Origin of the sequence: Ruegeria lacuscaerulensis (assembly GCF_013033355.1) — a bacterium.
Classification (GTDB): Bacteria; Pseudomonadota; Alphaproteobacteria; order Rhodobacterales; family Rhodobacteraceae; genus Ruegeria; species Ruegeria lacuscaerulensis_A.
Genome location: NZ_WQDY01000009.1, coordinates 184,766 through 207,018, shown reverse-complemented (window position 1 = coordinate 207,018; position 22,253 = coordinate 184,766). Strand labels below are relative to the sequence as shown.

The 22,253-nt window shown below is 58.3% G+C and carries 21 protein-coding genes and 1 tRNA gene; 12 read left to right on the top strand and 10 right to left on the bottom strand.

Annotated elements, in window-relative coordinates; translation table 11 throughout:
• Positions 1-184 precede the first annotated feature (184 nt).
• Both msrQ and msrP read right to left on the bottom strand, forming a co-directional pair.
• On the bottom strand, positions 185-799 hold the full coding sequence (gene msrQ, locus GOW48_RS16365) for a protein-methionine-sulfoxide reductase heme-binding subunit MsrQ (RefSeq protein WP_170755278.1): 615 nt from the start codon (positions 797-799) through the stop codon (positions 185-187).
• Between the two features lie 4 nt (positions 800-803).
• Positions 804-1,715 carry a protein-methionine-sulfoxide reductase catalytic subunit MsrP gene (msrP, locus tag GOW48_RS16360; RefSeq protein ID WP_170755277.1) on the bottom strand — a complete coding sequence of 304 codons (912 nt, stop codon included), beginning with the start codon at positions 1,713-1,715 and terminating at the stop codon, positions 804-806.
• A 367-nt stretch (positions 1,716-2,082) separates the two neighbouring features.
• Between msrP and GOW48_RS16355 the strand changes: the two genes are divergently transcribed.
• The 3 genes from GOW48_RS16355 to GOW48_RS16345 all read left to right on the top strand — a co-directional run bounded on the left by GOW48_RS16355 (position 2,083) and on the right by GOW48_RS16345 (position 4,270).
• Positions 2,083-2,274: a hypothetical protein gene (locus tag GOW48_RS16355; RefSeq protein WP_170755276.1), complete on the top strand. Its 192-nt coding sequence runs from the start codon at positions 2,083-2,085 to the stop codon at positions 2,272-2,274.
• 287 nt (positions 2,275-2,561) lie between these two features.
• Complete coding sequence (locus GOW48_RS16350) at positions 2,562-3,377, top strand: cyclase family protein (RefSeq protein WP_170755275.1); 816 nt, start codon at positions 2,562-2,564, stop codon at positions 3,375-3,377.
• Between the two features lie 131 nt (positions 3,378-3,508).
• Positions 3,509-4,270, top strand: coding sequence for a class I SAM-dependent methyltransferase (locus GOW48_RS16345; RefSeq protein WP_170755274.1), 762 nt, complete (start codon positions 3,509-3,511; stop codon positions 4,268-4,270).
• 127 nt (positions 4,271-4,397) lie between these two features.
• Here the strand turns inward: GOW48_RS16345 and clpB are convergent, their stop codons facing one another.
• Both clpB and GOW48_RS16335 read right to left on the bottom strand, forming a co-directional pair.
• Positions 4,398-7,016, bottom strand: a complete 2,619-nt coding sequence (gene clpB, locus GOW48_RS16340; protein WP_170755273.1) for an ATP-dependent chaperone ClpB — start codon at positions 7,014-7,016, stop codon at positions 4,398-4,400.
• A gap of 126 nt (positions 7,017-7,142) precedes the next feature.
• Positions 7,143-7,475 carry a hypothetical protein gene (locus GOW48_RS16335; RefSeq protein WP_174821686.1) on the bottom strand — a complete coding sequence of 111 codons (333 nt, stop codon included), beginning with the start codon at positions 7,473-7,475 and terminating at the stop codon, positions 7,143-7,145.
• Between the two features lie 131 nt (positions 7,476-7,606).
• Here GOW48_RS16335 and pyrF point away from each other — a divergent pair, with 131 nt between their 5' ends.
• Positions 7,607-8,311 (top strand): orotidine-5'-phosphate decarboxylase, encoded by a 705-nt coding sequence (gene pyrF / locus GOW48_RS16330; RefSeq protein ID WP_170356038.1) that lies wholly within the window; start codon positions 7,607-7,609, stop codon positions 8,309-8,311.
• 349 nt (positions 8,312-8,660) lie between these two features.
• Positions 8,661-9,914 (top strand): DNA polymerase IV, encoded by a 1,254-nt coding sequence (locus tag GOW48_RS16325; RefSeq protein ID WP_170755272.1) that lies wholly within the window; start codon positions 8,661-8,663, stop codon positions 9,912-9,914.
• A 2-nt stretch (positions 9,915-9,916) separates the two neighbouring features.
• Here the strand turns inward: GOW48_RS16325 and GOW48_RS16320 are convergent, their stop codons facing one another.
• Positions 9,917-10,774: an N-formylglutamate amidohydrolase gene (locus GOW48_RS16320; RefSeq protein ID WP_170755271.1), complete on the bottom strand. Its 858-nt coding sequence runs from the start codon at positions 10,772-10,774 to the stop codon at positions 9,917-9,919.
• Between the two features lie 149 nt (positions 10,775-10,923).
• On the opposite strand from GOW48_RS16320, the gene GOW48_RS16315 reads away from it, so the two are divergent.
• The 7 genes from GOW48_RS16315 to GOW48_RS16285 all read left to right on the top strand — a co-directional run bounded on the left by GOW48_RS16315 (position 10,924) and on the right by GOW48_RS16285 (position 14,643).
• Positions 10,924-10,998: transfer RNA gene (locus tag GOW48_RS16315), tRNA-Val, on the top strand.
• A 91-nt stretch (positions 10,999-11,089) separates the two neighbouring features.
• Positions 11,090-11,215, top strand: coding sequence for a type B 50S ribosomal protein L36 (gene ykgO / locus GOW48_RS16310; RefSeq protein ID WP_008755722.1), 126 nt, complete (start codon positions 11,090-11,092; stop codon positions 11,213-11,215).
• A 203-nt stretch (positions 11,216-11,418) separates the two neighbouring features.
• Entirely contained in the window at positions 11,419-11,820 is a 402-nt protein-coding gene (locus GOW48_RS16305) for a DM13 domain-containing protein (protein WP_170356035.1), read from the top strand.
• Positions 11,821-11,898: 78 nt separating this feature from the next.
• Positions 11,899-12,276, top strand: coding sequence for a hypothetical protein (locus GOW48_RS16300; RefSeq protein ID WP_170755270.1), 378 nt, complete (start codon positions 11,899-11,901; stop codon positions 12,274-12,276).
• A gap of 168 nt (positions 12,277-12,444) precedes the next feature.
• Positions 12,445-13,461, top strand: coding sequence for a Fe(3+) ABC transporter substrate-binding protein (locus GOW48_RS16295; protein WP_170755269.1), 1,017 nt, complete (start codon positions 12,445-12,447; stop codon positions 13,459-13,461).
• Positions 13,462-13,573: 112 nt separating this feature from the next.
• Positions 13,574-14,128 (top strand): helix-turn-helix domain-containing protein, encoded by a 555-nt coding sequence (locus GOW48_RS16290; RefSeq protein WP_170755268.1) that lies wholly within the window; start codon positions 13,574-13,576, stop codon positions 14,126-14,128.
• Complete coding sequence (locus GOW48_RS16285; protein ID WP_170755267.1) at positions 14,125-14,643, top strand: GNAT family N-acetyltransferase; 519 nt, start codon at positions 14,125-14,127, stop codon at positions 14,641-14,643. Before GOW48_RS16290 ends, GOW48_RS16285 begins: the two co-directional genes overlap by 4 nt.
• Here the strand turns inward: GOW48_RS16285 and GOW48_RS16280 are convergent.
• The 5 genes from GOW48_RS16280 to GOW48_RS16260 form a co-directional block, all read right to left on the bottom strand.
• Positions 14,640-15,365: a response regulator gene (locus GOW48_RS16280; protein ID WP_170755266.1), complete on the bottom strand. Its 726-nt coding sequence runs from the start codon at positions 15,363-15,365 to the stop codon at positions 14,640-14,642. The genes GOW48_RS16285 and GOW48_RS16280 overlap by 4 nt on opposite strands.
• 89 nt (positions 15,366-15,454) lie before the next feature.
• Entirely contained in the window at positions 15,455-16,699 is a 1,245-nt protein-coding gene (locus tag GOW48_RS16275; RefSeq protein ID WP_170755265.1) for a molybdopterin molybdotransferase MoeA, read from the bottom strand.
• Complete coding sequence (locus GOW48_RS16270; RefSeq protein ID WP_170755264.1) at positions 16,692-17,177, bottom strand: plastocyanin/azurin family copper-binding protein; 486 nt, start codon at positions 17,175-17,177, stop codon at positions 16,692-16,694. The genes GOW48_RS16275 and GOW48_RS16270 overlap by 8 nt, the downstream gene beginning before the upstream one ends.
• Before the next feature lie 16 nt (positions 17,178-17,193).
• The gene (locus tag GOW48_RS16265) at positions 17,194-19,398 is read right to left on the bottom strand and encodes a HEAT repeat domain-containing protein (RefSeq protein ID WP_170768153.1); all 2,205 of its coding nucleotides are present in this window, start codon (positions 19,396-19,398) and stop codon (positions 17,194-17,196) included.
• A gap of 167 nt (positions 19,399-19,565) precedes the next feature.
• Entirely contained in the window at positions 19,566-22,247 is a 2,682-nt protein-coding gene (locus GOW48_RS16260) for an arsenate reductase (azurin) large subunit (RefSeq protein ID WP_170755262.1), read from the bottom strand.
• Between the last annotated feature and the right edge of the window lie 6 nt (positions 22,248-22,253).

Genomic DNA, 22,253 nt, shown 5'->3' with positions numbered 1-22,253 from the left:
AAGGGGGTTCTAAGGTCTACCCCACAAAGCCGCAAGCAGAAAATTTGAAAAATTCGAAAAAACTCAGAATTTTAAAATTTCAATTTGTTTTCATATACTTACAGATAAATCCACCTCCAAAACGAACTCCCCCCGCCACCGTTTCACCGTGTAACCCGGGTTTTGCACAGGCTTACCCACAGACTCAGGCGGAATCGACCTGTCGGAATCGGCTGAGCGGGTTCGACAGTGGCAGACGCAAGGCCAGAAGGCCCAGAATCACGCTCAGATAGATCAATGGCTCGATCTGGAATCCCTTCGCCAGCATCACGTAATGTAGCCCACCCAAAATCGCGGCTGGATAGACCAGACGTTGCAAGACGCGCCAGCGTGGACCCAAACGGCGCACCGACAGATTGTTTGATGTAGCAGCCAAGGGCAGCAGCAGGAGGAACCCGACCATGCCCACTGTGATATAGGGACGTTTGAGGATGTCGGCCCAGATCTGGCTTGGCAGTTGCACATCCAAAACCAACCATACCAACAGATGCAGACTGACATAGACAAAGGTCAGCACCCCCAAAGCCCGCCGGAACTTCATCAAGTTCAGCCCCGCAAACCGCCGCAACGGAGATACCGCAAGCACGACAATCAACAGCTGCAACGCCAGCTCGCCATAGCGATGTTCCAGCACTTCGATTGGATCAATACCCAATCCTCCGGTCAGACCCTGATAGAACAGCCATGGTGCCGGGATCAGGCCCAGCAGATAGACGGCCCAAACAGGCACCCGGCGGAGTATCTGGTTCACGGTCTGCATGCGCTTAGTAGTATTCCGACAGATCCATGCCTTCGTAAAGACCGGCGACTTCGGCCTCGTAGCCGTTGAACATCAACGTCGGGATACGTTTTGAGAACAGCCCGCCCCCGATGGTACGCTCAGACGCCTGAGACCAACGCGGGTGATCCACATTCGGGTTCACATTACTATAGAATCCATATTCACGCGGGTTGGCCATGTTCCAGCTTGTCGGAGGTTCAACATCCGTAAGGGTAATCCGGACGATCGACTTGATCGACTTGAACCCGTACTTCCATGGAACAACCAAACGCAAAGGGGCGCCGTTCTGGTTCGGGATCGGACGATCATAGATTCCCGTCGCCATGATCGTCAGCGGATGCATTGCCTCGTCCAGTCGCAAACCTTCACGGTAGGGCCAGTCCAGGACCGGGAATTGCACGCCGGGCATCTCATCCGGACGATAGGCAGTCTCAAACGCCACATATTTGGCACCTTCCTGCACACCGGCCATATTCAGCAGATCAGCCAGTTCGAACCCGTTCCAGGGAACAACCATCGACCAAGCCTCGACACACCGGAACCGATAGATTCGCTCTTCGACTGTCATCTCGGACATTATGTCTTTGAAGTCGTATTCACCGGGGCGGTCCACCAGACCATCAATCTGAACGCTCCAGGGTTCGGTGACCAGCGTGTGGGCGTATTTCGCAGGATCATCCTTGCGGGTGCCGAACTCGTAGTAATTGTTGTAGGACGTGATCTCTTCCCAAGTGTTCGGCGTCAAACCCTCAGGAGACTCTTCCGCGGAACCCTTTTGCGCAATCCCCGCCAGCCCGGCACCTGCAAGCCCAGCCATCACCTGCCGCCGGTTCATAAACATCGCCCTTGGGGTGACATCCGCATGTGTCAGTGCATTGGTCCAGCGACGCGCCATCTCTGTCTCCGTGATCGTACATTGTTAATTGTCAGTTAGTGCGCTCTTAGCACAGGACCAAGGCAACATGCGTCACGATTGGGAGACGAGGCTGTAACGAACCATCAAGCGGCGCAACTAAGGCTCAATACAATACTAAACATCTAATCATTCATAAACTTCGGCTAAAAGTAGCCGCTTTTTCATACGAAATGTACATTTAGCCCAACAGAACCTAGCGTCACCCTTGATATTGGCGCTAGCCAACCCGCAGCCCAGCCGCTTAAGTTTTCCCAAGGCGTGAAGGGACGGAGTTGAGATCACCCCAAGGCTGATCACGCAGATAGCGCCACAAAAAATACGACGATATGATCGGAAAGGACGAGACATGAAAATGAAGCTGGTAGCTGGCCTGTCGCTGGCCCTGTTCATCGCGGCATGCGCCGAAAAAGAGACCTACCCAATCTCTGGGTGCGACTCGAATGAGACATTCCCTGTGACCTGCGAGGAAATCGGTGAAGATACCAATCTCGATCAGAGCAACGCACAAGACCTGAACGCGTTGCCGACCGGCACCTAAGAATTCCGATCCTTTGGCCCCTCTGGGTCATGCACGTATTCAAGAGCCTGCCATTCGGCGGGCTCTTGTCGTTTGCGGTCCTCGAAATCATTTGTTCGTTAGATGCAACGTTAACCAAAACGCACAGAACCGATCACGGTGAGTTGAAGCATCGTTCCCCGAAACACTGCACCCTCTCCGACCGCTATCTTTACAACTGCTTCTCGCAAAATGCAGTCTGTTCCGAAGGGGTCTTGTAGGGATCCTTCGAAACCCGACAACCGGGACAGCCGAAAGGGAGAAGACAAATGTGTGACATCTGTGTGATGAACGCGGTCAAGGACCGGATGCTTTCAAGGCGGAGTTTCTTCAAAGCCGCCGCAGCCTCGGGCGTGGCCGTAGCGGCGACCAGTGCAGCAGCGCCAATGGCGATGGCCGCGGGGCACGGCAAGGTTGAGGACATGACCCACACGATCAGCCCTGACTTTCCCACTTATTTTGGTGAGCCCGGCTACGCGTCCGAACAACTGTTCAATTTTGGCGACCACGGCTTCAACCTGCAACGCATGACTGTAAACGAGCACACCGGAACTCATATTGATGCGCCATTGCATTTCTCGGCGGATGGGGCAGCGGTCGACGAAATCCCGGTTACAGATCTCGTGGCACCGCTTTGTGTTGTCGATATCGCTGCGCGGGCGGCCGAAGATGCCGATACTTTACTGACTCCGGACGATCTGAACGCGTGGATGGCAACCCACGGAGATATTCCGGACGGCGCCTGCGTTGCCCTATACTCTGGTTGGGCCGCCAAAGTCGACAGTGACGCCTACCGCGGGTTTGACGGGCAGGCGCAGCACTACCCCGGCTTTCATGTCGAAGCCGCTCAGATGCTGATCGAGGAAACGGGCGCGCGGTCGTTAGCTTCAGACACCCTATCGCTTGATCACGGAATGTCGGCCGACTTTGCCACCCACTACGCGTGGCTGCCGACGGGCCGTTTCGGGATCGAAAACATCGCTGGGTTGGACCGCGTCCCCGCTTCGGGCGCAACGCTGGTTATCGGAGCACCAAAGCACAAAGGCGGCACAGGCGGACCCGCGCGCATTTTCGCGATGGTTTGAATGATAACGGTCGAAAAGGATCGAATGCCCGATCCTTTTCGGCACCGCCAATGAGCGGGTCTTGAACATCGAATAAACCTGCCACAAAGTCCGGACTGCAACTCCAATCCCAGACATGTAGAAACCACGATATGATCACGACCGAGCGGATGATGAAGGCAACTGCCCTGCCTGAAGTGTCCGGACTATCCTTCGACGCGTTTTCCCAAAACGATCTGGTCAATCTGATCATGCAAAGGTCAGAGATCATTCATGACCAACCCCGCTCCGGCAGGATTAACCGCGCCTGGGCCGCCGGAAATCCCGAACCCGCCCTATCGCTTGTGCGGGATCAAGGAACCGATCTGGCGCGCCGCGCTGCCGCAATTATCTATTTAGAGTATCTGGAACTTCGGGATACGATACAAAGCCTCGCTCCGTCATCGATTGCAGATATCGGCTGTGGTTATGCTATGTTCGATCTGTTTTTGTGGCAGGACCACAAGTGTCACCTGAACCTGATTGATTTAGAAACCACTACAGAACGGCATTTCGGATACGCGGAAACCGGCGCGGCCTATTCCAATCTGTCTGTCGCGCGATCGTTCCTGATGGAAAACGGCGTCCGCGCCGGCGACATCAACTGCCTGAATCCCGGTTCAGACGAACTCTCATCAATCGGCACCGTTGATTTGGCGATGAGCTTTATCTCGTGCGGCTTCCACTATCCGGCGCAGACCTATGCAGGTTTTTTTCGCGACGTGGTCGAAGACGACGGTGCCGTCATTCTCGACGTGAGAACCCGCAAACTCCGCGAAGGTTCTGCATTTCTGGAAACCTTGGGTCAGGTTTCTTTACTTGTGGATGCGGCGCAAGGTGGTGCGAAACGGCTAATTGTCCGACAAGGCCCGTAGGTTTATTGCGTGGGCAGCTTTGGCGCTTGGGCGCGAAAGAAAACGATCGTTTATCTGGGCAACAAAACACATGCTTTCGCAAACGAAAAAGACCTACCGAATGGGTAGGTCTTTTAGGGCTTAAAGCTCAGTGCACGACCGCATCATCAGGACGTGGCCGATCAGACGTTCCCAACCGGTCGCCAATAATTAGGCCGTCTGAGCCCGCAGTAACCGGGACGGTCTCACCATCCTTGATCTCACCAGCCAGCAATGCTTCGGCCAGCGGATTCTGAAGCGCGCGTTGGATCACACGTTTCAGCGGACGGGCACCAAAGACCGGGTCATAGCCTTCATCGGCCAGCCATTGCTTGGCACCATCGTCCAGCGCCAGCTCGACCTTACGGGCGGCCAGACGTTTTTGCAGACGCGCCATCTGGATATCGACGATGCCATCCATATCGGCCCGCTTGAGCCGGTCAAAGATGATCGTCTCGTCCAGACGGTTGAGGAATTCGGGCCGGAAATGGGCCCGGACCGCATCCATCACATCGCGCCGCGCCTGCGCGCTGTCTGCGCCTTCGGGCAACTGACTCAGCGCCTGAGACCCAAGGTTCGACGTCAGGATAATCAGCGTCTGTTTAAAGTCCACGGTGCGGCCTTGACCGTCGGTCAGCACACCATCATCGAGAACCTGCAACAGCACGTTGAACACATCCGGGTGCGCCTTTTCGACCTCGTCAAACAGCACGACCTGATAGGGCCTGCGCCGCACGGCCTCGGTCAGCACACCGCCTTCGTCATAACCGACATAGCCCGGAGGGGCACCGATCAGACGGGCGACCGCATGCTTCTCCATGAACTCGGACATGTCGATGCGCACCATCGCGTTGTCGTCGTCGAACAGGAAGTTCGCCACGGCTTTGGTCAGCTCGGTCTTACCCACACCGGTCGGTCCGAGGAACAGGAACGAGCCCAAGGGGCGGTTCTCATCATTCAGACCGGCCCGCGCACGGCGCACCGCGTTTGCGACGGCGGTGACGGCTGCATCCTGACCAATCACGCGGGAATGCAGATCGTCTTCCATCCGCAGAAGCTTTTCACGCTCACCTTCCAGCATCTTGGCTGTCGGGATACCCGTCCAGCGTTCAACAACGGATGCGATTTGGGCTGGCCTCACGGTTTCCTCGGCCATCATCGCATTGCTTTCGGCGTTCTCAGCGTCTGTCAGCTTTTTCTCAAGCTCGGGGATGACGCCATAGGACAGCTCACCCGCCTTGGCCAGATTGCCCTCACGCTTGGCGATTTCCAGATCGGCCCGCGCCTTGTCGAGCTGTTCTTTCAGATCCCGCGCACCTGCCAGCTTATCACGCTCGGCCTGCCACTGGGCGGTCATCTCGGCAGACTGCTCCTGCAGATCGGCCAGGTCCTTTTGCAAGGTTTCCAGACGGTCCTTCGAGGCCGCGTCATCTTCCAGCTTCAGCGCCTCTTCCTCGATCTGCATCTGCAGGATCTGGCGATCCAACTGGTCGAGTTCTTCGGGCTTCGAGTCAACCTCCATCCGCAGACGCGACGCGGCTTCATCGACAAGGTCGATCGCCTTGTCGGGCAGGAAACGGTCAGTGATATAGCGATGTGACAGGGTCGCAGCCGAGACCAGCGCCGAGTCGGAAATGCGCACACCATGGTGCAGCTCATACTTTTCCTTGATGCCGCGCAGGATGCTGATCGTATCCTCGACTGTTGGCTCCTGCACCAATACAGGCTGGAAGCGACGCGCGAGGGCCGCGTCTTTTTCGACGTATTTACGATACTCATCCAACGTGGTCGCGCCGATACAATGCAGCTCACCCCGGGCAAGCGCAGGCTTGATCAGGTTGGCCGCATCCATTGCGCCGTCGGATTTACCGGCACCAACCAGCGTGTGCATTTCATCAATGAACAGGATGATCTCACCCGCCGCTTCGGTCACTTCGGTCAGAACGGCCTTAAGGCGTTCTTCGAACTCACCACGGTATTTCGCACCAGCAATCAGCGCGCCCATGTCGAGCGCAAGCAGCTTTTTGTCCTTCAGCGATTCCGGCACGTCGCCATTGACGATGCGAAGGGCCATGCCCTCGGCAATCGCAGTTTTACCCACGCCGGGCTCACCGATCAGAACAGGGTTGTTCTTGGTCCGTCGCGACAGAACCTGCATCGAGCGGCGGATTTCTTCATCCCGCCCAATGATCGGGTCGATCTTGCCCTCAGCCGCCGCCTCGGTCAGGTCACGCGCGTATTTCTTGAGCGCGTCATAGCCTTCTTCCGCCGACGCGGTGTCGGCAGTGCGGCCTTTGCGGATATCGTTGATCGCCTCGTTCAGTTTCTGCGCGGTGACTGCACCGTCTTCCAACGCCACCTTGGCTTTCGATTTCACCATGCACAGCGCCATAAGAATGCGTTCGACCGGGACAAAGCTGTCGCCTGCCTTGGTCGCGATTTTCTCGGCCTCGTCCAAGACTTTGGCAGTCTGGCCGTCCAGATAGACCTGTCCGGTGTCGCCTTTGACCTTTGGAATACGCGCCATCGAGGCAGCAAGCGCATTCACGACACGGCTGGGCGCACCACCGGCCCGCGTGATCAGGTTGCTGGCCAGCCCCTGATCGTCATCCATCAATGCTTTCAGCAAGTGTTCGGGCGTCAGACGCTGATGCTCTTCCCGCATCGCAATAGTCTGCGCCGCTTGCACGAAACCCCGTGCCCGCTCGGTGAACTTGTTCAAGTCCATAGTATTCTCCTTTTCCAAGCGCCCTGTGTCGATGCGCCCGCTTGGCGGCACGCTTCTGATCTGGGCCTCACATTCAATCTGGGAAATATCTGTCCCGGTTCAAGAGGTCGAAACGCTATTTCCGCCCTACCTGCGCGGAACCGAATAGACAGTGTATCCCCCGGTTTCAGCCACTTCTCGCGCGCCATACATCTGGACCAGAGATTGCGCCGCTTCACCACCTGTTGGACAAGATACCAGATCAGCGGCATCATCCAGAAAATCAATTGTAAACGCAGTCTCACCTGTGATCTGACAATCATCATCGGTCGAACGATAGCCTCTAAAAAGCCGCAGGTTGTCGTTTGTGGGGGTCCTTACGACCGTGTCAGCGGCCTCGGTTTCCAATGGCATATCCTGACATCCTGTCAGCAATACGATGATTACGGCGGGTGCAAACTGTTTCACTTTGAATTCCATTCCTTCAATCCGCGCACATTATACCACATCTGGTAAATTCTGCCGTGAACTGAATCACCTACTCGTCCCACATGGACAGAACCTTGCAAACCCGCTAGGACGCAGACGTTTGCCAAAAACGGAGCGCCCCCATGTCCGACGATCGCCTTATCGTAGCCCTAGATGTACCCAACGCCCTGCAGGGTTTGGCCATGGCCGAAAGGCTGGGCGACAGCGTCTCTTTCTACAAGATTGGTTTGGGTATGCTTACAGGCGGCGGGCTGGCACTGGCCAATGAGCTGAAACAGGATCACGGAAAACGCATCTTTTTGGATATGAAACTGTTCGACATCGGCAATACCGTCGAAAACGCGGTACGTGGGCTGGCGCAGTTCGATCTGGATTTCCTGACCGTCCATGGCGACCCCCACGTAGTGCGCGCTGCGAAAGAGGGTGCCTCGGGCAAGGATCTGAAGATCCTCGCAGTAACCATTCTGACCTCGCTGAACCGCGATGATCTGGATGCCAGCCTGTTGAAGGATGGCGACGTGCAGGAACTGGTCGTCGAACGCGCGGCAAAGGCGCTTGAGGCCGGGGCAGATGGTGTCATCGCCAGCCCGCAAGAGGCCGCGCTGATCCGGGCCTTACCACAGGCCGAAGGTCGCCTGATTGTGACCCCAGGTGTGCGCCCGGCAGGTGCTGCGCTTGGCGATCAAAAACGCGTCGCCACCCCAGCGACCGCGATCGGTGACGGTGCGGATCACATCGTGGTCGGCCGCCCAATCTATCAATCTGACGACCCGAAAGCCGCCGCCGAGGCGGTTCTTGCCGAGTTAAATTCCTTGACACGGCACTAATCGCGGACGTCAGAAACCGCGGAAAAGCCCGGTTTCTGTCAGTCAAACAGTTGACCTTACGTAACTTTTAATGAAAACCGCGCCAAATCGTCCCTGTGCCCGAAAACACACATGAAAACTGCCTGTTTTCCTTGTGTGAACTCGATCCTATCGAAACCTCTGATTTTCAGCGAATCTGGTCCTGTGATACTCCCCGCGGACCGTCTCTTCCTGAGGTCCGTCACCTCCCCCCGCAACGCGCGGGGGGTCTTCTTTTGCATCAAACAACCACGCGGCGGGGTTTTTCTTGACCAATTGGGTGGTATATTCAAACCCCGCGAATTGATCGAATGAGAGACGGGAACACCGCATGCCCGGTCTGTGCCGAGACTGCCCGACCACTGTGACGGACGACCGCCGCTGCCCTGCCTGCGGTAGTCCGCGCATCAAGACGCATCCTGAACTGTTTGACCTGACCATCGCGCATATGGACTGCGATGCGTTCTACGCTTCGGTCGAGAAACGCGACAACCCTGAACTTGCCGACAAACCCGTCATTATTGGCGGCGGGAAACGCGGCGTCGTGTCGACGGCCTGCTATGTGGCGCGTATTCGCGGAGTGCGTTCAGCGATGCCCATGTTCAAAGCCCTGCAACTGTGCCCCGATGCTGTGGTCATCAAACCCCGCATATCGGTCTATGCAGAAGTCTCGCGTCAGATTCGGGCGATGATGGACGAGTTGACCCCAGTCGTCGAACCTTTGTCATTGGACGAGGCTTTCATGGACCTGTCCGGCACCCAGCGACTGCACAGTGCACCACCCGCAGTGATGCTGGCGCGCCTTGTGAAACGGATGAAGGATGAGCTGGGCGTGACTGGTTCAATCGGGCTTTCACATAACAAGTTCCTCGCCAAGGTCGCATCCGACCTCGACAAACCACGTGGCTTTTCCGTAATCGGCGAGGCCGAGACCGCTTCGTTTCTGCACGACAAGCCCGTCCGGCTGATCTGGGGCATCGGACCAGCTGCACAAGAATCGCTCGAGCGCGCAGGGATTCGTACGTTCTCGGACCTGTTGCGCTGGGATCAGGAGGCCCTGACAGCCAGATTCGGCGCGATGGGGTATCGGTTGTGGCATCTGGCCCGAGGACAGGACAAGCGCCGCGTCTCTGCCCATGAACCAATGAAGTCCATCAGTAATGAAACTACCTTTTTCGAAGACACGGCCAGCCCTGACATACTTGATGGTCATCTGTGGCGCATGTCCGAAAAGGTGGCGGATCGTGCCAAGGCCAAAAGTCTGGCTGGCAGGGTCGTGACCCTCAAGCTGAAGAAAGCCAATCACAAGATTATCACCCGCCGTGTGTCGTTACGTGATGCGACGCAGATTGCCGATCGCATTTACCGCACGGCCCGCAGTTTGTTCGATCAGGTCGGAGATCAGGGACCCTATCGCTTGCTTGGCTGCGGTTTGTCGGATTTGTGCCCTGAGGATCAGGCCGATATCACGGGCGACTTGCTGGACCCCGGCGCAGCGCAGCGGTCGCAGGCCGAACGCGCCACGGATGAAATCCGTCGCAGATTCGGACATGATGCTATCTTGAAGGGGCGATCTTTGCGCTGATCTTATTCGGCCGCAAGGCGCAGAGGCTCTTCACCGATCAACGTAATTTCGCCAATGACCTGCCGCAACAGCTCGCGAAAGGCGGTGAAATTCCCGTTTGGCTCAATCCGCGCTTCGTCCATGTAAAGCGAACGGTCTATTTCGATCTGCACCGCGTGCTGATCGCGCGCGGGTCGACCATAGGTCTGCGTCACATACGCCCCAGCAAACGGTGCGTTTCGCGCCACTGTCAGACCAGCGGCCACAAAAGCGGCTTCGATACGGTCCACGACTTCGCCAGAGGCTGCGGCGCCAAACCGGTCCCCTAACACAATCTGAGGGCGCGAATTTGCGGTGCCGGCCATGGCCACAGCTTCGTGCGGCATCGAATGGCAATCCACAAGGATCGCCTGCCCGAACGCCTTGTGCGATTCGGCCAACAATGCCTTGAGTCGCGTGTGATATGGCCGCCAGCAGGTATCGATGCGCAGCCGCGCCTCGTCCATTGTTAGCTTACCGCGATAAATCGCGCGACCATTCGCAACCACACGGGGGATTACGCCAAGCCCCGAGGACACGCGCGGATTGTGCCCCTGTCGACGCGCGCCTTCCACAAGCGCCGGATCCAACTCCTCGGCACTGCGGTTAAGATCCAGATAAGCCCTTGGCTTTGTCGCAGAAATCAGCGGCGCTCCAAAATCCGAAGCGGGTGCGAACAACTGATCCACGAACGCATCCTCAGAGGATCGAATCACGTCGCGGCTAAGAATGGTTCGCTCCATCAGCTCCTGAGGGTAGTTCCGGCCGCTATGCGGGGAAGCAAAGACCACACAAGACGTGCGCTTGGCAGGCATATCCAATACATAGGCGGCGTTCGGCATGGTGGCTCCTTGGTTCGGTCTGAACATAGACCGGAAAATAGTTATACCAAACCCCTTGAACCCCTTTGCGACTCCTTTTATAGACCCCGCTACCGGCGCGGGGTTCCGCGCCCCATTTCGTTATGGGGCAGGGCACGCAAAGGTAAAGTGGGCGGTTAGCTCAGCGGTAGAGCACTTCGTTGACATCGAAGGGGTCACAAGTTCGATCCTTGTACCGCCCACCATGATTTCACTGTTCCGGGGCTCCGGGACACCCGATTAACCCAGGCGCTGGCCACGTCTTTGATGAAGGCGCCGCAGATTGGAGACAGACCCATGAAGGTCAAGAACTCGCTCCGCTCGCTCAAGAACCGGCACCGTGATTGCCGGATTGTGCGTCGCAAAGGCCGCGTCTACGTGATCAACAAGACGCAGCGCAAGTTCAAAGCTCGCCAGGGCTAAGAACTGCACAAATCGAATTCAGGGAAACCGCGCCGGTTGGGTGCGGTTTTTTTGTTTTCAAATCGCATGTTGCGTTGATTTCCCGCTTGGCTGGTCGCTTGCATGTTTCAGATACTCACATTCCCTTGACGCGATGTGAGTTGGCAGCGCCCCCTTTGTCTGCGCAGCATCCTGCAGTCGCAGAATGAGATAGGGAATTCGCTATGACAATCAAACGCCGCCAATTCGTACAGCTGGGGCTTGCTTCCGCAGCCGCTCTGACACTGGGAACACCTTCTGTATTTGCCGCAGGCAAGGAACGCACCGGCAGCCTTTCCGGCCGCAGCGGCTATAAGGTGAAGGGGACGGTTTCCGTTTCCGGCGACACCGTCACGCTCAAAAGCGATTATGTCTTCGACCCCAGCAAGAACCCGCCAGATATCAAAATCGGCTTTGGCAACGGCGAGAAATACGCGAAGGGCTCCAAGATTCACGACAAGCTGACCGTGAAAAAGGGCGAAGCCTCATTCAAGATCCCTTCCGGCATCGACGTTTCCAAATACAACGAGCTGTATATCTATTGTGAGAAATTCACTGTGATTCTGGCCGTCGCGCCACTCAGCTAAATCTCGCCTTGCGCTATTTGAAATCCGCCTGCATGCGTAGGCGGGTTTCTTTTTTGCCCGGCTTTGCGGAGGGCGAAAATGTACAGTCAGGATTCCTTTTTTGATCTGTCCGCTTGGGGACAGGTCGGGCTTGTCTTCATCAGCCTCACTCTGTTTCTGATGATGGTGCTTTTGGCACGGCGCTGCCTGAGACGTTTGCCGATATGGGCAAGGTTTCTGGGGGCGCTGATCCTTTTCTGGGTGTTTGTGTCGGCCTCGCCGCAGGTTTACTACATGTATTATCGCATGATCATTCCGGATTTGCCGCTGCAATGGGTCATCTGGCCACCCAAAGACGCCCTTATCCCCTTTGAAATTTTGCTTTTTTCACACCAGAAAAACCTCAGCGCACACGGGCAGGGTATACTCGGATGGGCTATTATTCTGGCCGCTGTTTTGCAACGTAGGCACCCTTAACGCCTTTCGGAGGTTCCCCACGTCAAGGTCAGTGCGTTGCGCCTTTCCAGCAGCGACCATTTTGACCAACTAATTTTGTCAGTTTTTCTTGCATCCCCGCCAGAATCGTTTAATTGACCAAATCAGTCGGGTTATTACCCGCCACGACATTCAAAGTTGGGACACATGATGCTGAAATCCTCCACTTGTATTGCTGCCGCTCTGACGGCCCTTATTGCGACCTCTGCCGCGGCTGAGGGCGAGCTGAACCTCTATTCCTCGCGCCATTATGACACCGACGAACGCCTTTATTCGGATTTTGAAGAGGCCACTGGCATCACCATCAACCGTATCGAAGGCAAGGCCGATGAGCTGATCGCCCGAATGGAAGCCGAAGGTGCGAACTCACCTGCCGACATTCTGCTGACCGTCGATACTTCTCGCCTTGCCCGCGCCAAGAATGCAGGCATCCTGCAAGCGATCGACAGCGCGGTTCTGGAAGAGCGTATCCCTGCCAACCTGCAGGACGAAGACAACCAGTGGTACGGTTTCTCACAACGCGCGCGAATTATCTTCTTTGACAAAGCCGACGTCGCGAACCCGCCGGCCAACTATCTGGATCTGGCCAAGCCGGAATACAAAGGTTTGGTCTGCATCCGGTCGTCCAGCAACACCTATAACCAAACGCTGCTTGCTGCGATCATCACCAACCATGGTGCCGAGGCCGCGAAAACCTGGGCCGAAGGCGTTGTCGCCAACATGGCACGTGACCCGCAGGGCGGTGACACCGATCAGCTGCGCGGGATCGTCTCGGGTGAATGCGAAATTGCCGTTTCCAACTCTTACTACTTCGCCCGCGCACTGCGTAAAGACGTGAAGGGCCTGAGCGCGGATATCGACATGATCGGCATTCAGTTTCCCGCACAAGACGCGGAAGGCGCCCATATGAACCTGTCAGGTGCGGGCATCGCAGCCCATGCGCCGAACAAAGAGAACGCAGTGAAATTCCTTGAATACCTCGCAGGCGAACAGGCACAGGTCTACTTCTCGAACGGCAATGATGAATTCCCCGCCGTCGAAGGTGTCGCACTGGCAGAAAACGTTGCTTCGCTGGGTGAGTTCAAAGCGGATACAGTGAACCTGTCCGAAGTTGCCAAGAACATCCCCGAAGCACAAAAAATCTTCAACGAAGTTGGCTGGCAATAATCCTCTAGACCAGACAACGGGAAAGGGCGCGGTTTTCCGCGCTCTTTTTTGTTGTATTGGAATAAAAATCGCCAATAATCTCATAAAAGGAAATGATTCTCATATTTGATAAATGTTGGATGATCTATCGAACCGCCTTGCCAACCGATTAAACGAGCTGCGCCTGATGCGCGGTTGGTCCTTGGACCAATTGGCAGAACGCAGCTCTGTCAGCCGCGCCACTTTATCCCGGCTCGAAAAGGGGGGCGTGAGCCCGACCGCGGAAACGCTCGGCCGGTTGTGTGCCGCCTACGGCTTGCCCATGTCGCGCCTGTTGATGATGGTGGAAGACAGCTTTGCACCACGGGTTCCCTTGGAACGTCAACCTGAATGGCGCGACCCTGAAACCGGGTTCACGCGCCGGTCGGTTTCGCCCCCGGCCACCGGTTTGAGCGGTGAGGTCATGGAGGGGCACCTGCCGTCTTCGACAGTTATCACCTATGACGCACCCCCGAAGCCGGGACAGGAACACCATCTGATCATGCTGGACGGCGCTTTGACGCTAACAGTGGACGGCGTGGCGCACGACCTGACGGCCGGAGATTGCCTGCGCTATCACCTTTCCGGTTCGACCCGGTTTGAAACCTCATCCAAGCGCGGTGCGCGTTACTTGTTGGTGCTGATATGATCGAACGTTTGACCTCATCGGATCTGGACGGCGCATTGGACGATTTGGCGGGTATTCTGCAGGCCTGTGTGCATGACGGTGCCAGCGTAGGATTCATCCTGCCCTTTCCGCCTGAACAAGCACGCGCCTATTGGCTAAACCATGTATGGTCCGGTGTTGCCGAGAACGAGCTGGATCTATTTGTGGTCCGCAACGCCCAGCATGTCTTGGGGACGGTTCAACTGATCCCGGCCAAAATGCCGAACCAACCGCACCGGGCAGATGTCGCTAAACTGCTGGTGCATCCAAATGCCCGCCGCCAAGGGCTGGGCCGCGCTTTGATGGCCGCCTTGGAAGAGCGCGCTGCTCAACTCGGGCGCAATGTGTTGGTTCTGGACACGCGCAGTTCAGACCCGTCGCTGCGACTGTATCAAAGCCTTGGTTTCCAGATCGCCGGCGAGATTCCGAACTATTGCCGCAACCCGTTCGATGCCCGGCTGGAACCCACAACGTTCATGTACAAAAACCTGCACTAGGCGCTGGTTTTCCGGACATTTGCGGCAAAACAATAGCCGATCCCGTGAACGGTCTTGATAAAGGCCGGCGCGGCGGGATCAGCTTCGATTTTCTTTCGCAGACGCATGATATGGACGTCGATGGTCCGGTCTCCGACGACGATGTCTCGCCCGCGCGCCTTGTCCAGCAGCTGATCGCGCGAGAACACCACATGAGGATTGGTGACAAAGGCCAACAGCACCTCGAATTCGGTGGTGGTCAGTGGTGTGGCCTCGGGCGCGCCGGACGCGGTCAGGGTCCGCTCGTTCACGTTCAGCACCCAGTCCCCGAAGGTGATCGTTTGGGACTCGGAACCGTTGGTGGGCTTGTCGTCAGGTTTTGACCGACGCAGAACGGTACGGATGCGGGCCAGAACCTCGCGCGCCTCGAACGGTTTGGTGATGTAGTCATCCGCCCCAAATTCCAGCCCGACGACCCGGTCGAAAATCTCATCCCGGCCGGAGACCACGATGATTGGAATGTTCGAGTTCATCCGCAACTCGCGCGTGATGTCGAACCCGTTGCGGCCAGGCAATCCGATATCCAGCAGGATCAGATCAACCTCGGCCCGGGCCAGAACAGCATCCATCGCATCGCCATCGGCCACGCACGTGACTGCGCAGCCCTGCTTTTCAAGGTAGCGCTGCAGAAAAGACGTGATCTGCGGGTCGTCATCGACCACAAGGATATGTTCTTGAACCATATTCGAGTCCGGGCGGGCAAAGTGGGCTGGCGCGGAACTGTTGTAGCCGCAGCCCCCCGACACTTGCAAGAACGAGCTCTGCCCCGGCATCAGAACCGCAGGAAAGACAAGCTATGGCCCTGCGGCAAGGCTTCGGTTTCCGCAGGGATCACCGCCAGCCCATCCGACTGCGCCAACAGCGCAACACGTCCGCTGTAGGACGCCGCCATCAGGCGCAGACGCGGTGTTCCGTCAGGTTCTGCCCCCTCGATCACAACGGGGCGGTATTCCTGACGACCGGCCCGGCGGCTCAGTGGCTCGGACAGAACCGCTTGTTCCGGGGTCTGAGACGCGTGATGCAAACCGGCGCGCCGCGCCATCATGTGCGATCCAACAATCTGCCATGTGACATAGGCCGAAACCGGATTGCCCGGCAGCCCAACATAGAGCGCATCCCCACGCCGCCCGAACATTATCGGCTTGCCCGGTTTCATCGCCACTTTCATCACATCCGGCTTGCCGCCGATGGCCTCGAACAGACGCGGCATGTGGTCTTCATCTCCGACCGATACGCCGCCCGTGGTAATGATCAGATCAGAGCTGTCGCAAGCCTTTCGCAGCACCTGTTCCAGCTTGGCGGGGTTGTCCTCGACCGGGCCTTTGTCGGTCAGGGCGATCCACGGCTTGTCCAGCAGCGCCCGAAGCATATAGCGGTTCGAGTTGTAGATCTGCCCCGGTCCCAACGCCTCGCCGGGTTGTTGCAGCTCGCTACCGGTGGAAAAGATCGTGACTTTCAGCTTGCGATAAACCGTGACCTCGCCATAGCCGGACGATGCCAGCGCGGCAGCCTCACGCGCAGTGATCTCACAACCACGGCGCAGGATCGGGGCGCCAGCCTTCAGGTCTTCGCCCACACGGCGGATGTGCTGGCCGGGCTTGGGGCGACGCGAGAACCGAATGCCTTGGGCGGTGACATCACAATCTTCCTGCATCAAAATGGCGTCGAAATCCGGCGGGACCGGCGCGCCCGTGAAGATCCGCAGCGCACTGCCCGCAAGAGCGTCATGCGCGCCGCTATCCCCGGCAGCGATCCGTCCCGCGACGGGCAGTTCAAACAGCGGACCATCGCCCAAATCGGCAGTGCGGACCGCATAGCCATCCATGGCCGAGTTATCAAAAGCGGGCATATCCACCTTGCTGGTGCAATCCTCGGCCAGCACCCGCCCAATAGCGTCAATCAGCGGCAGGGTTTCCGTTTCGATGATCGGGTCGGCCACCGACAGGCCCTTGGTCAGGGCCTGGGAAACCGTCAGAAACATATGAGCCTGCCGATCGCAGGCGCAGCCATCAGCCATTTTGAGCCTCCAGATATGTAAAGAGTTCCTCGAACTCCGCGCGCTCCGCCTCGCCCAGATTGGGCAGGTGGACGCGGGCGTTCTCGAGATTTGCGTTGGGGTCGCCCACCACCAGCAGCATAACCATGCCGTGCCGGCCATGAACGCGGCAGCGAATGCCATAGACACCCTCATGCTCGAAGGTCAGATCCAGCTCGGGCTTGCCGCGAATTTCGAAACTGCGTGCGTCCTCGGGGATCATCGGACGGATGGATGTCACCGTGTGCCGCCCGGTCGAGCCCTTGAACCGCACCGTGGAACCAGCGGGCACTTGCAGGAACTTGGGTTCGAATCGAAACGCATGAGCCGGGGTGTCTGCATTCAGGTCGATAATCTGGTGAACGACGGCAACCTCGGGAAGGTCATCGGCATAAAGGGCGGGAGCAATGGCCATTGCGCCCGCCAGTATCGCTGCAGCCAGTTTCAGCGAAATGCTCATTTGTCCCTCCGGGCAGTCAGGCTGCCCGTGCAGGTTCCCCCAACAGATCAGCCAATGCGTTAATCATCACTGGCCATTGCGCGCGGCGGTCTTCGTCGCGCAGTTCGGCCAGCAGTTCGCGGCCAATGGACACGATCGCAGGGGTGCTGTCCTTGACATAGGTCACTATCCGCTGCTCGGGGTTGGCCAGCAGGAAAGGTACGATGGCCGCCCCCGCCTGATCCGGCGCGGTTTCCGACAGCAGCCGCATAGCCGCCTGCCGCACCGGGGCCGAGACATCGTCCAGCAGGCTGCGTGCCACATCCGGGGTGCCGTCCCATCGGGTCAGGATATGCATCGCGTCGATGCGGAACGGCGTATCACCGGTTTTTAGCATCGCGCGCAGTTTGCCCCGCAGCGCGTCTTGCGATGGCAGATCCGCCTGTTGCAGCAGCTTCAATGCTTGCAGAGAAAGCGCGGAGTCCGTGTGCGACAACCCCTTGGTGATCAGGTCGACCAGCTGGCCCTGATCCAGTTCCGCCCCATGGCGCGCGACGGCTACACCCAGCGCGGCAAAAGCCTGCTGCGCGATTTCGGTTTCCGGGTCTTGCGCAATCTGCGCCAGCATAACCTGCATTCCCTTGACCTCGCCCAACAGGCGGATGGCGGACATGCGGGTTTCACGCTGCAGCGCATCGGCATCGTCGTCCAGTGCCACGCGGCGGCGCTTAGGATGACGGGTTGCCTTGGCCAGCAGCGCCTGTTCGCGCGGAGTCAGGGGTTGCACCTCATCCTCTTGCGCTTCCTGCGTCATCTCGGCGGCAATCGCGTCATGTCCCAGAATCGCACCAAGGCTTGAGGTCGGGCCATTCTCGCCGCCCTCGGACACATCCAACCCGGCCTCTTCCAGCGCGGCGATATCGGTTGGCTGGGTCTCTTCAGGTTCCTCTTCTGCGGCCACAGGCATCGGGGCCAGCGCAAAGGACAGCAGCAACTCGCGCCCTTGTTGCTGGTTCACATGCGGACGGTCCGTATCGGTGACGATCATCGCCAGCGATGCAACGGCCTTCAACCGTACTGACCGGAAGGGCGCGCGGCAGGCGCGTTGCAGCCATTCTGTCGCCTCACGAAGGGGCGAGTTCGCCAGCGCATCGACGATAGCCCATTGCAGGCGCTCGGCCTTGAGGTCATCGGCATCGACCGAGAAAAGCGAATTGAGCCGGTCGGCCACCAATTCCGGGGCCAGCGCCGCCAGCAGGCCCAGCGCCTGCGCGGACACTTCGGGCTGTTGACCGGTGGCGAGGAAATCCAGCACCTGCCAGCGCAGATCGTCCTGGTCGGCAATCGGCGTTGTGCGATCCAGCCGCTCAATCAGCGCCAGTTGCACCTTGGCACCGGGGTCGCGCATCATGCGGTCCAGCAGCTCGGGTTCCGAAAACCCAGCTTGGTTCAGCGCGGCAATACGGATGTCCTCTACCGCATCGGTCAGCGCCTGTTCGACCAGCGCGGCATCGTTTGTCATCAGTGCTTCATACGCGATCAGGCGCACGGCCCCATCCTTGTCGGTGGTGGCTTCGCGCAGGATCGCTTCGGCCTCGGCCCCACCGATGGCGGCGAGCGTCCGCAAGGCACGATGGCGCAGGCGGCGGTTCGAGGATTGGGTGAAAACGCCCAGCGTCGGCACTGATGCCTCACCAATCCGGCCCAGCGCTTCGCAGGCTACATCGCCCAGTTCCTGCCCGCCTTCATCCATCAGGGCCATGACGATGGGTTCAATCGCCGCCACATCGCCCATCCGGCCCAGCGCTTTGATCGAGGCGATCTGCGTGTCCAGCCAATCGTCCCATTCGTCCTGGTGTAGCTCGTCCTCGTCCCATGTGATGTCCTCGCCGCGCCCGGTGACGAGTGTGCGCAGATAGGGGGCAGCGTCTTTGGATTTCAACTCGGCCAGAGCGGTGACGCAGGCCAGTTTTACCTCGCCACACGGATCGTGGATCAGGTTTTCCAGCAGTTGAGGTGCTGCGTCCTTAATGCCCAGGGCGCCCAGCGCTTGAGCGGCGTCCTGCCGGACGTCTTCATCGTCATCCAACAGCGCTTCGACCAAAGCCGGGCTATTGGCGGCGCCAATGGCACTCAGGGCCTGAATGGCGCGCAGGCGGATCACGTCATATTCGGATTTTGCGTAGTCAGAGAACAGGCTGGTGGCCTCATCACGCAGGGCGGTATCGGAATGCATGTTCATATCGGGTCTGCCATGTTTTGCGGTTGGGTGGGGTTGGGTGAAAGTGGAAGGCAGATTTCCCAACCGATACCTGCCTTCCAGTTAGGCCGGGGACGCCCGGCCCATGGTCCCTTCTGCAGTGGGACCAGACCCGAGGGGCGGCATGGCGACCGCCCCCCGGAAAGCCGTCAGGCGATGTCGCGCGGTGCGAAGGACATCGTGCGGAACGAGGTCTTGTAGGGGCTCGGCCCCAGTTTCCGCAGCTTGGCAACGCCCATCTTGTAGTTGTAGTTGCCACTGATCCAGTCGACGATCCGGCCCTCAAGCGCGTTCGCGGGCTGCTGCATGTGCAGGAAGTCCATGTAGACCACGCTTTTCTTGATGGCGGGCGTGACCATGGCCACGGCGGTGATCGCCGCTTTGGTAAGTTCGATATGCCCGTTCTCCATCAGTTTCGAGAACTGGAAGTCATCGCCTTCCACACCCAGCAGCGTGGTCTTGTTGCCCGGAACGCGTTCCGAATAGACCATCACATAGTCGCCGCTTTCGATGCCGCGCTCGGCCGCATCATCGGGGTGAATCTCAACCCAGTTTTCCGGCCAGCGCTGCACGATATACGGGCGGCGGCGGTCGTCGAAACCGGACTGCCAGCGTTCGTTGATCCGACCGGAGGTCGCCCACAACTCGCCTTCTTCCTTGTTGGGTTTCAGCCATTCCCAATAGTCCGAGAACAGACCCCACGGCGATTTCTGGATGTTGCACTTGCCGGTCTGACTGTTGAAATGCGTCAGCTTCTTGTTGAACACATCCGCACCAGCCGCACCGGTATCGGGCAGTTCGCGGGTTGTGTCATGCAGACGCTTGGTCTCAATCAGCGTGACCCCATCGGCATCCAGCATGACCGGGCATTGAACCCCATCAGTGCCAAACTCACGGACCTTCTGGTGCAGACCTTTGCCTTCCTTCTTGGCCAGACGATAAACCGCGTGGAAGTCCTTGCGCGACCCGCGGGTAAAGCGCACGGCCTCTTCCGCGACCTCGTTCGAGTTCTGCCAGTCGAACCCGTCAAAGCCCATCCGCTGTGCCAGTTGCGCAATGATCCACCAGTCAGGTTTCGCCGCACCGGGAGCATCATAGAACTTCTGGTACAGACGCAAGCGGCGTTCGCCGTTTGCGCGCAGGAAATCTTCCTCACCCCAGGTCGCTGCGGGGAACACGATGTCGGCATAGCGGTTGCCGATCGGGTCCTGCAGATAGATGTCCTGGTTGATCACCACCATACCGCCGCTGTCGGCGCGGGCCTTCAGCGTATCGATCATCTCTTGCTTGTCGAAAGAGGCGATCTGGTGCGGGTTGCGGACGGTCAGTTCCTCGAACTTGTCGGCCAGTTGCTGGCTGCCGCACATGGACTGGATCCAGGTGGTACCGATCACATGGGCCATGCGGGTATGACCTGCGATCAGATACCGGTCGGTATCCATGGCGCGGCGACGGCGACCGGGCAGTTTCTCGGGCGATTTGTTGCGCGGGTACTTCCCGCCCTTCACGCCACCCCGCTGGTGACCACCGGCCCGGCCAATGACCTGACCCGGACGACCGCCACAGCCACAGATGATACCCAGCGCGGAAATCGCTTGTGTGTTGCCGGTGTTGTTGGACCAGTAGAACCCTTTCTCGATCATGACCGAGGTTTTGGGTCGTGTGCCATCTGCCTTGGGTTTGGCCAACCATTCGGCGGCAGTATAGATTTTCTGCACGTCGATTTCGGCCATTTCGGCAGCGGTCTCGGGCGCGAACTCGTCCTGCGACAGCAGCCACTCTTTCCAGTCCTCAAAGCCTTTGGTCTGGAACTTGCCCCAGGTCGTGCGCCACTGCCATGGCGTGTTCCGGGTGCCCTGACCGAAGCCGGACGAGCTTTCCCACTTGTTGTTGACCCATTTCTTGATCCAGTCGCTGTCTTCCCAGCCATTTTCCACGATCACACGGGCAATGGCGTTGACGACCAGCAGGTCGGTACCGGGCAGAACGTCGATATGCAGGCCACCCATCTTGACCGCATGGGCCACACCGGCCGAGCTGCGCGGGATCAGATAGATCTCTTTCTGACCGTTCTGCATCCCCTTCATCATCCACTGGGTATAGAGGATGGTCTTGGTCTCATACGGGTCGGTACCGCAGACCAGCAGGGTCTCTGCATCGCGCCAGTCTTCGTAGGACGGGCCGAAGTTGTCGAAACCCGCATCCCGGAAGCCGGGGGTTGAGGTCACGTCGGACGGCGTGTCGTGGAAGGTGAAGTTGGCGGTGTTGATATGACGCAGCGCGTATTTCGAGATCGCATAGGTGTTCTCGATATACTGATAGCTGAAGGTTTTCACGCCATAGGCATTGGTGCCGTGCTTGGCGATGACGTGGTTGCCTACCTCAGCCGCCACATCCAGCGCCAGATCCCACGGAACCGGCATCAGCGTGCCGTAGATCCGCATCAGCGGTGTCTTCAGACGGTCACGTGTCGGTGTCTGCGGGTTATAGCATTTCTGCGCAATACACCCGCCCCGCAAGGAGCTGTCGCCGTCGGTGTTGACGTATTGCGTGTCCTTGTCCGGGATGATCACCACGTGGTGCGGCTGACCTTTGTGCAGAACGATATTGTGCTGGTTCGGCGCGACCCATGCACCCAGCGGTGCAACGGGGAAATCCTCGCCAAATGCATTTTCGTCCGCGGTGGGGCCACCGGGTTTGGCCGTCACGGGCCAGCGGTAGACTTTGTAACCACAGGCCACGATGCAGTAGTCGCAGGCGGTCGAGATGACCTCGGCGCCTTTGGGCGGCAGCGGGACGTTGGTTTCGGGTACGTAATACGGGGTTGCCATGTGAGT

What these genes read in the sequence shown, in the direction of transcription:
- GOW48_RS16285 (WP_170755267.1), top strand. Translation starts at nt 14,125, where the DNA reads ATGATCGAACGTTTGACCTCATCGGATCTGGACGGCGCATTGGACGAT.
- GOW48_RS16275 (WP_170755265.1), bottom strand. Translation starts at nt 16,699, where the DNA reads ATGGCTGATGGCTGCGCCTGCGATCGGCAGGCTCATATGTTTCTGACG.
- GOW48_RS16350 (WP_170755275.1), top strand. Translation starts at nt 2,562, where the DNA reads ATGTGTGACATCTGTGTGATGAACGCGGTCAAGGACCGGATGCTTTCA.
- msrQ (WP_170755278.1), bottom strand. Translation starts at nt 799, where the DNA reads ATGCAGACCGTGAACCAGATACTCCGCCGGGTGCCTGTTTGGGCCGTC.
- clpB (WP_170755273.1), bottom strand. Translation starts at nt 7,016, where the DNA reads ATGGACTTGAACAAGTTCACCGAGCGGGCACGGGGTTTCGTGCAAGCG.
- GOW48_RS16325 (WP_170755272.1), top strand. Translation starts at nt 8,661, where the DNA reads ATGCCCGGTCTGTGCCGAGACTGCCCGACCACTGTGACGGACGACCGC.
- GOW48_RS16345 (WP_170755274.1), top strand. Translation starts at nt 3,509, where the DNA reads ATGATCACGACCGAGCGGATGATGAAGGCAACTGCCCTGCCTGAAGTG.
- pyrF (WP_170356038.1), top strand. Translation starts at nt 7,607, where the DNA reads ATGTCCGACGATCGCCTTATCGTAGCCCTAGATGTACCCAACGCCCTG.
- GOW48_RS16335 (WP_174821686.1), bottom strand. Translation starts at nt 7,475, where the DNA reads ATGGAATTCAAAGTGAAACAGTTTGCACCCGCCGTAATCATCGTATTG.
- GOW48_RS16265 (WP_170768153.1), bottom strand. Translation starts at nt 19,398, where the DNA reads ATGAACATGCATTCCGATACCGCCCTGCGTGATGAGGCCACCAGCCTG.
- GOW48_RS16300 (WP_170755270.1), top strand. Translation starts at nt 11,899, where the DNA reads ATGTACAGTCAGGATTCCTTTTTTGATCTGTCCGCTTGGGGACAGGTC.
- GOW48_RS16280 (WP_170755266.1), bottom strand. Translation starts at nt 15,365, where the DNA reads ATGGTTCAAGAACATATCCTTGTGGTCGATGACGACCCGCAGATCACG.
- GOW48_RS16355 (WP_170755276.1), top strand. Translation starts at nt 2,083, where the DNA reads ATGAAAATGAAGCTGGTAGCTGGCCTGTCGCTGGCCCTGTTCATCGCG.
- GOW48_RS16305 (WP_170356035.1), top strand. Translation starts at nt 11,419, where the DNA reads ATGACAATCAAACGCCGCCAATTCGTACAGCTGGGGCTTGCTTCCGCA.
- GOW48_RS16295 (WP_170755269.1), top strand. Translation starts at nt 12,445, where the DNA reads ATGCTGAAATCCTCCACTTGTATTGCTGCCGCTCTGACGGCCCTTATT.
- GOW48_RS16290 (WP_170755268.1), top strand. Translation starts at nt 13,574, where the DNA reads ATGTTGGATGATCTATCGAACCGCCTTGCCAACCGATTAAACGAGCTG.
- msrP (WP_170755277.1), bottom strand. Translation starts at nt 1,715, where the DNA reads ATGGCGCGTCGCTGGACCAATGCACTGACACATGCGGATGTCACCCCA.
- ykgO (WP_008755722.1), top strand. Translation starts at nt 11,090, where the DNA reads ATGAAGGTCAAGAACTCGCTCCGCTCGCTCAAGAACCGGCACCGTGAT.
- GOW48_RS16270 (WP_170755264.1), bottom strand. Translation starts at nt 17,177, where the DNA reads ATGAGCATTTCGCTGAAACTGGCTGCAGCGATACTGGCGGGCGCAATG.
- GOW48_RS16320 (WP_170755271.1), bottom strand. Translation starts at nt 10,774, where the DNA reads ATGCCGAACGCCGCCTATGTATTGGATATGCCTGCCAAGCGCACGTCT.
- GOW48_RS16260 (WP_170755262.1), bottom strand. Translation starts at nt 22,247, where the DNA reads ATGGCAACCCCGTATTACGTACCCGAAACCAACGTCCCGCTGCCGCCC.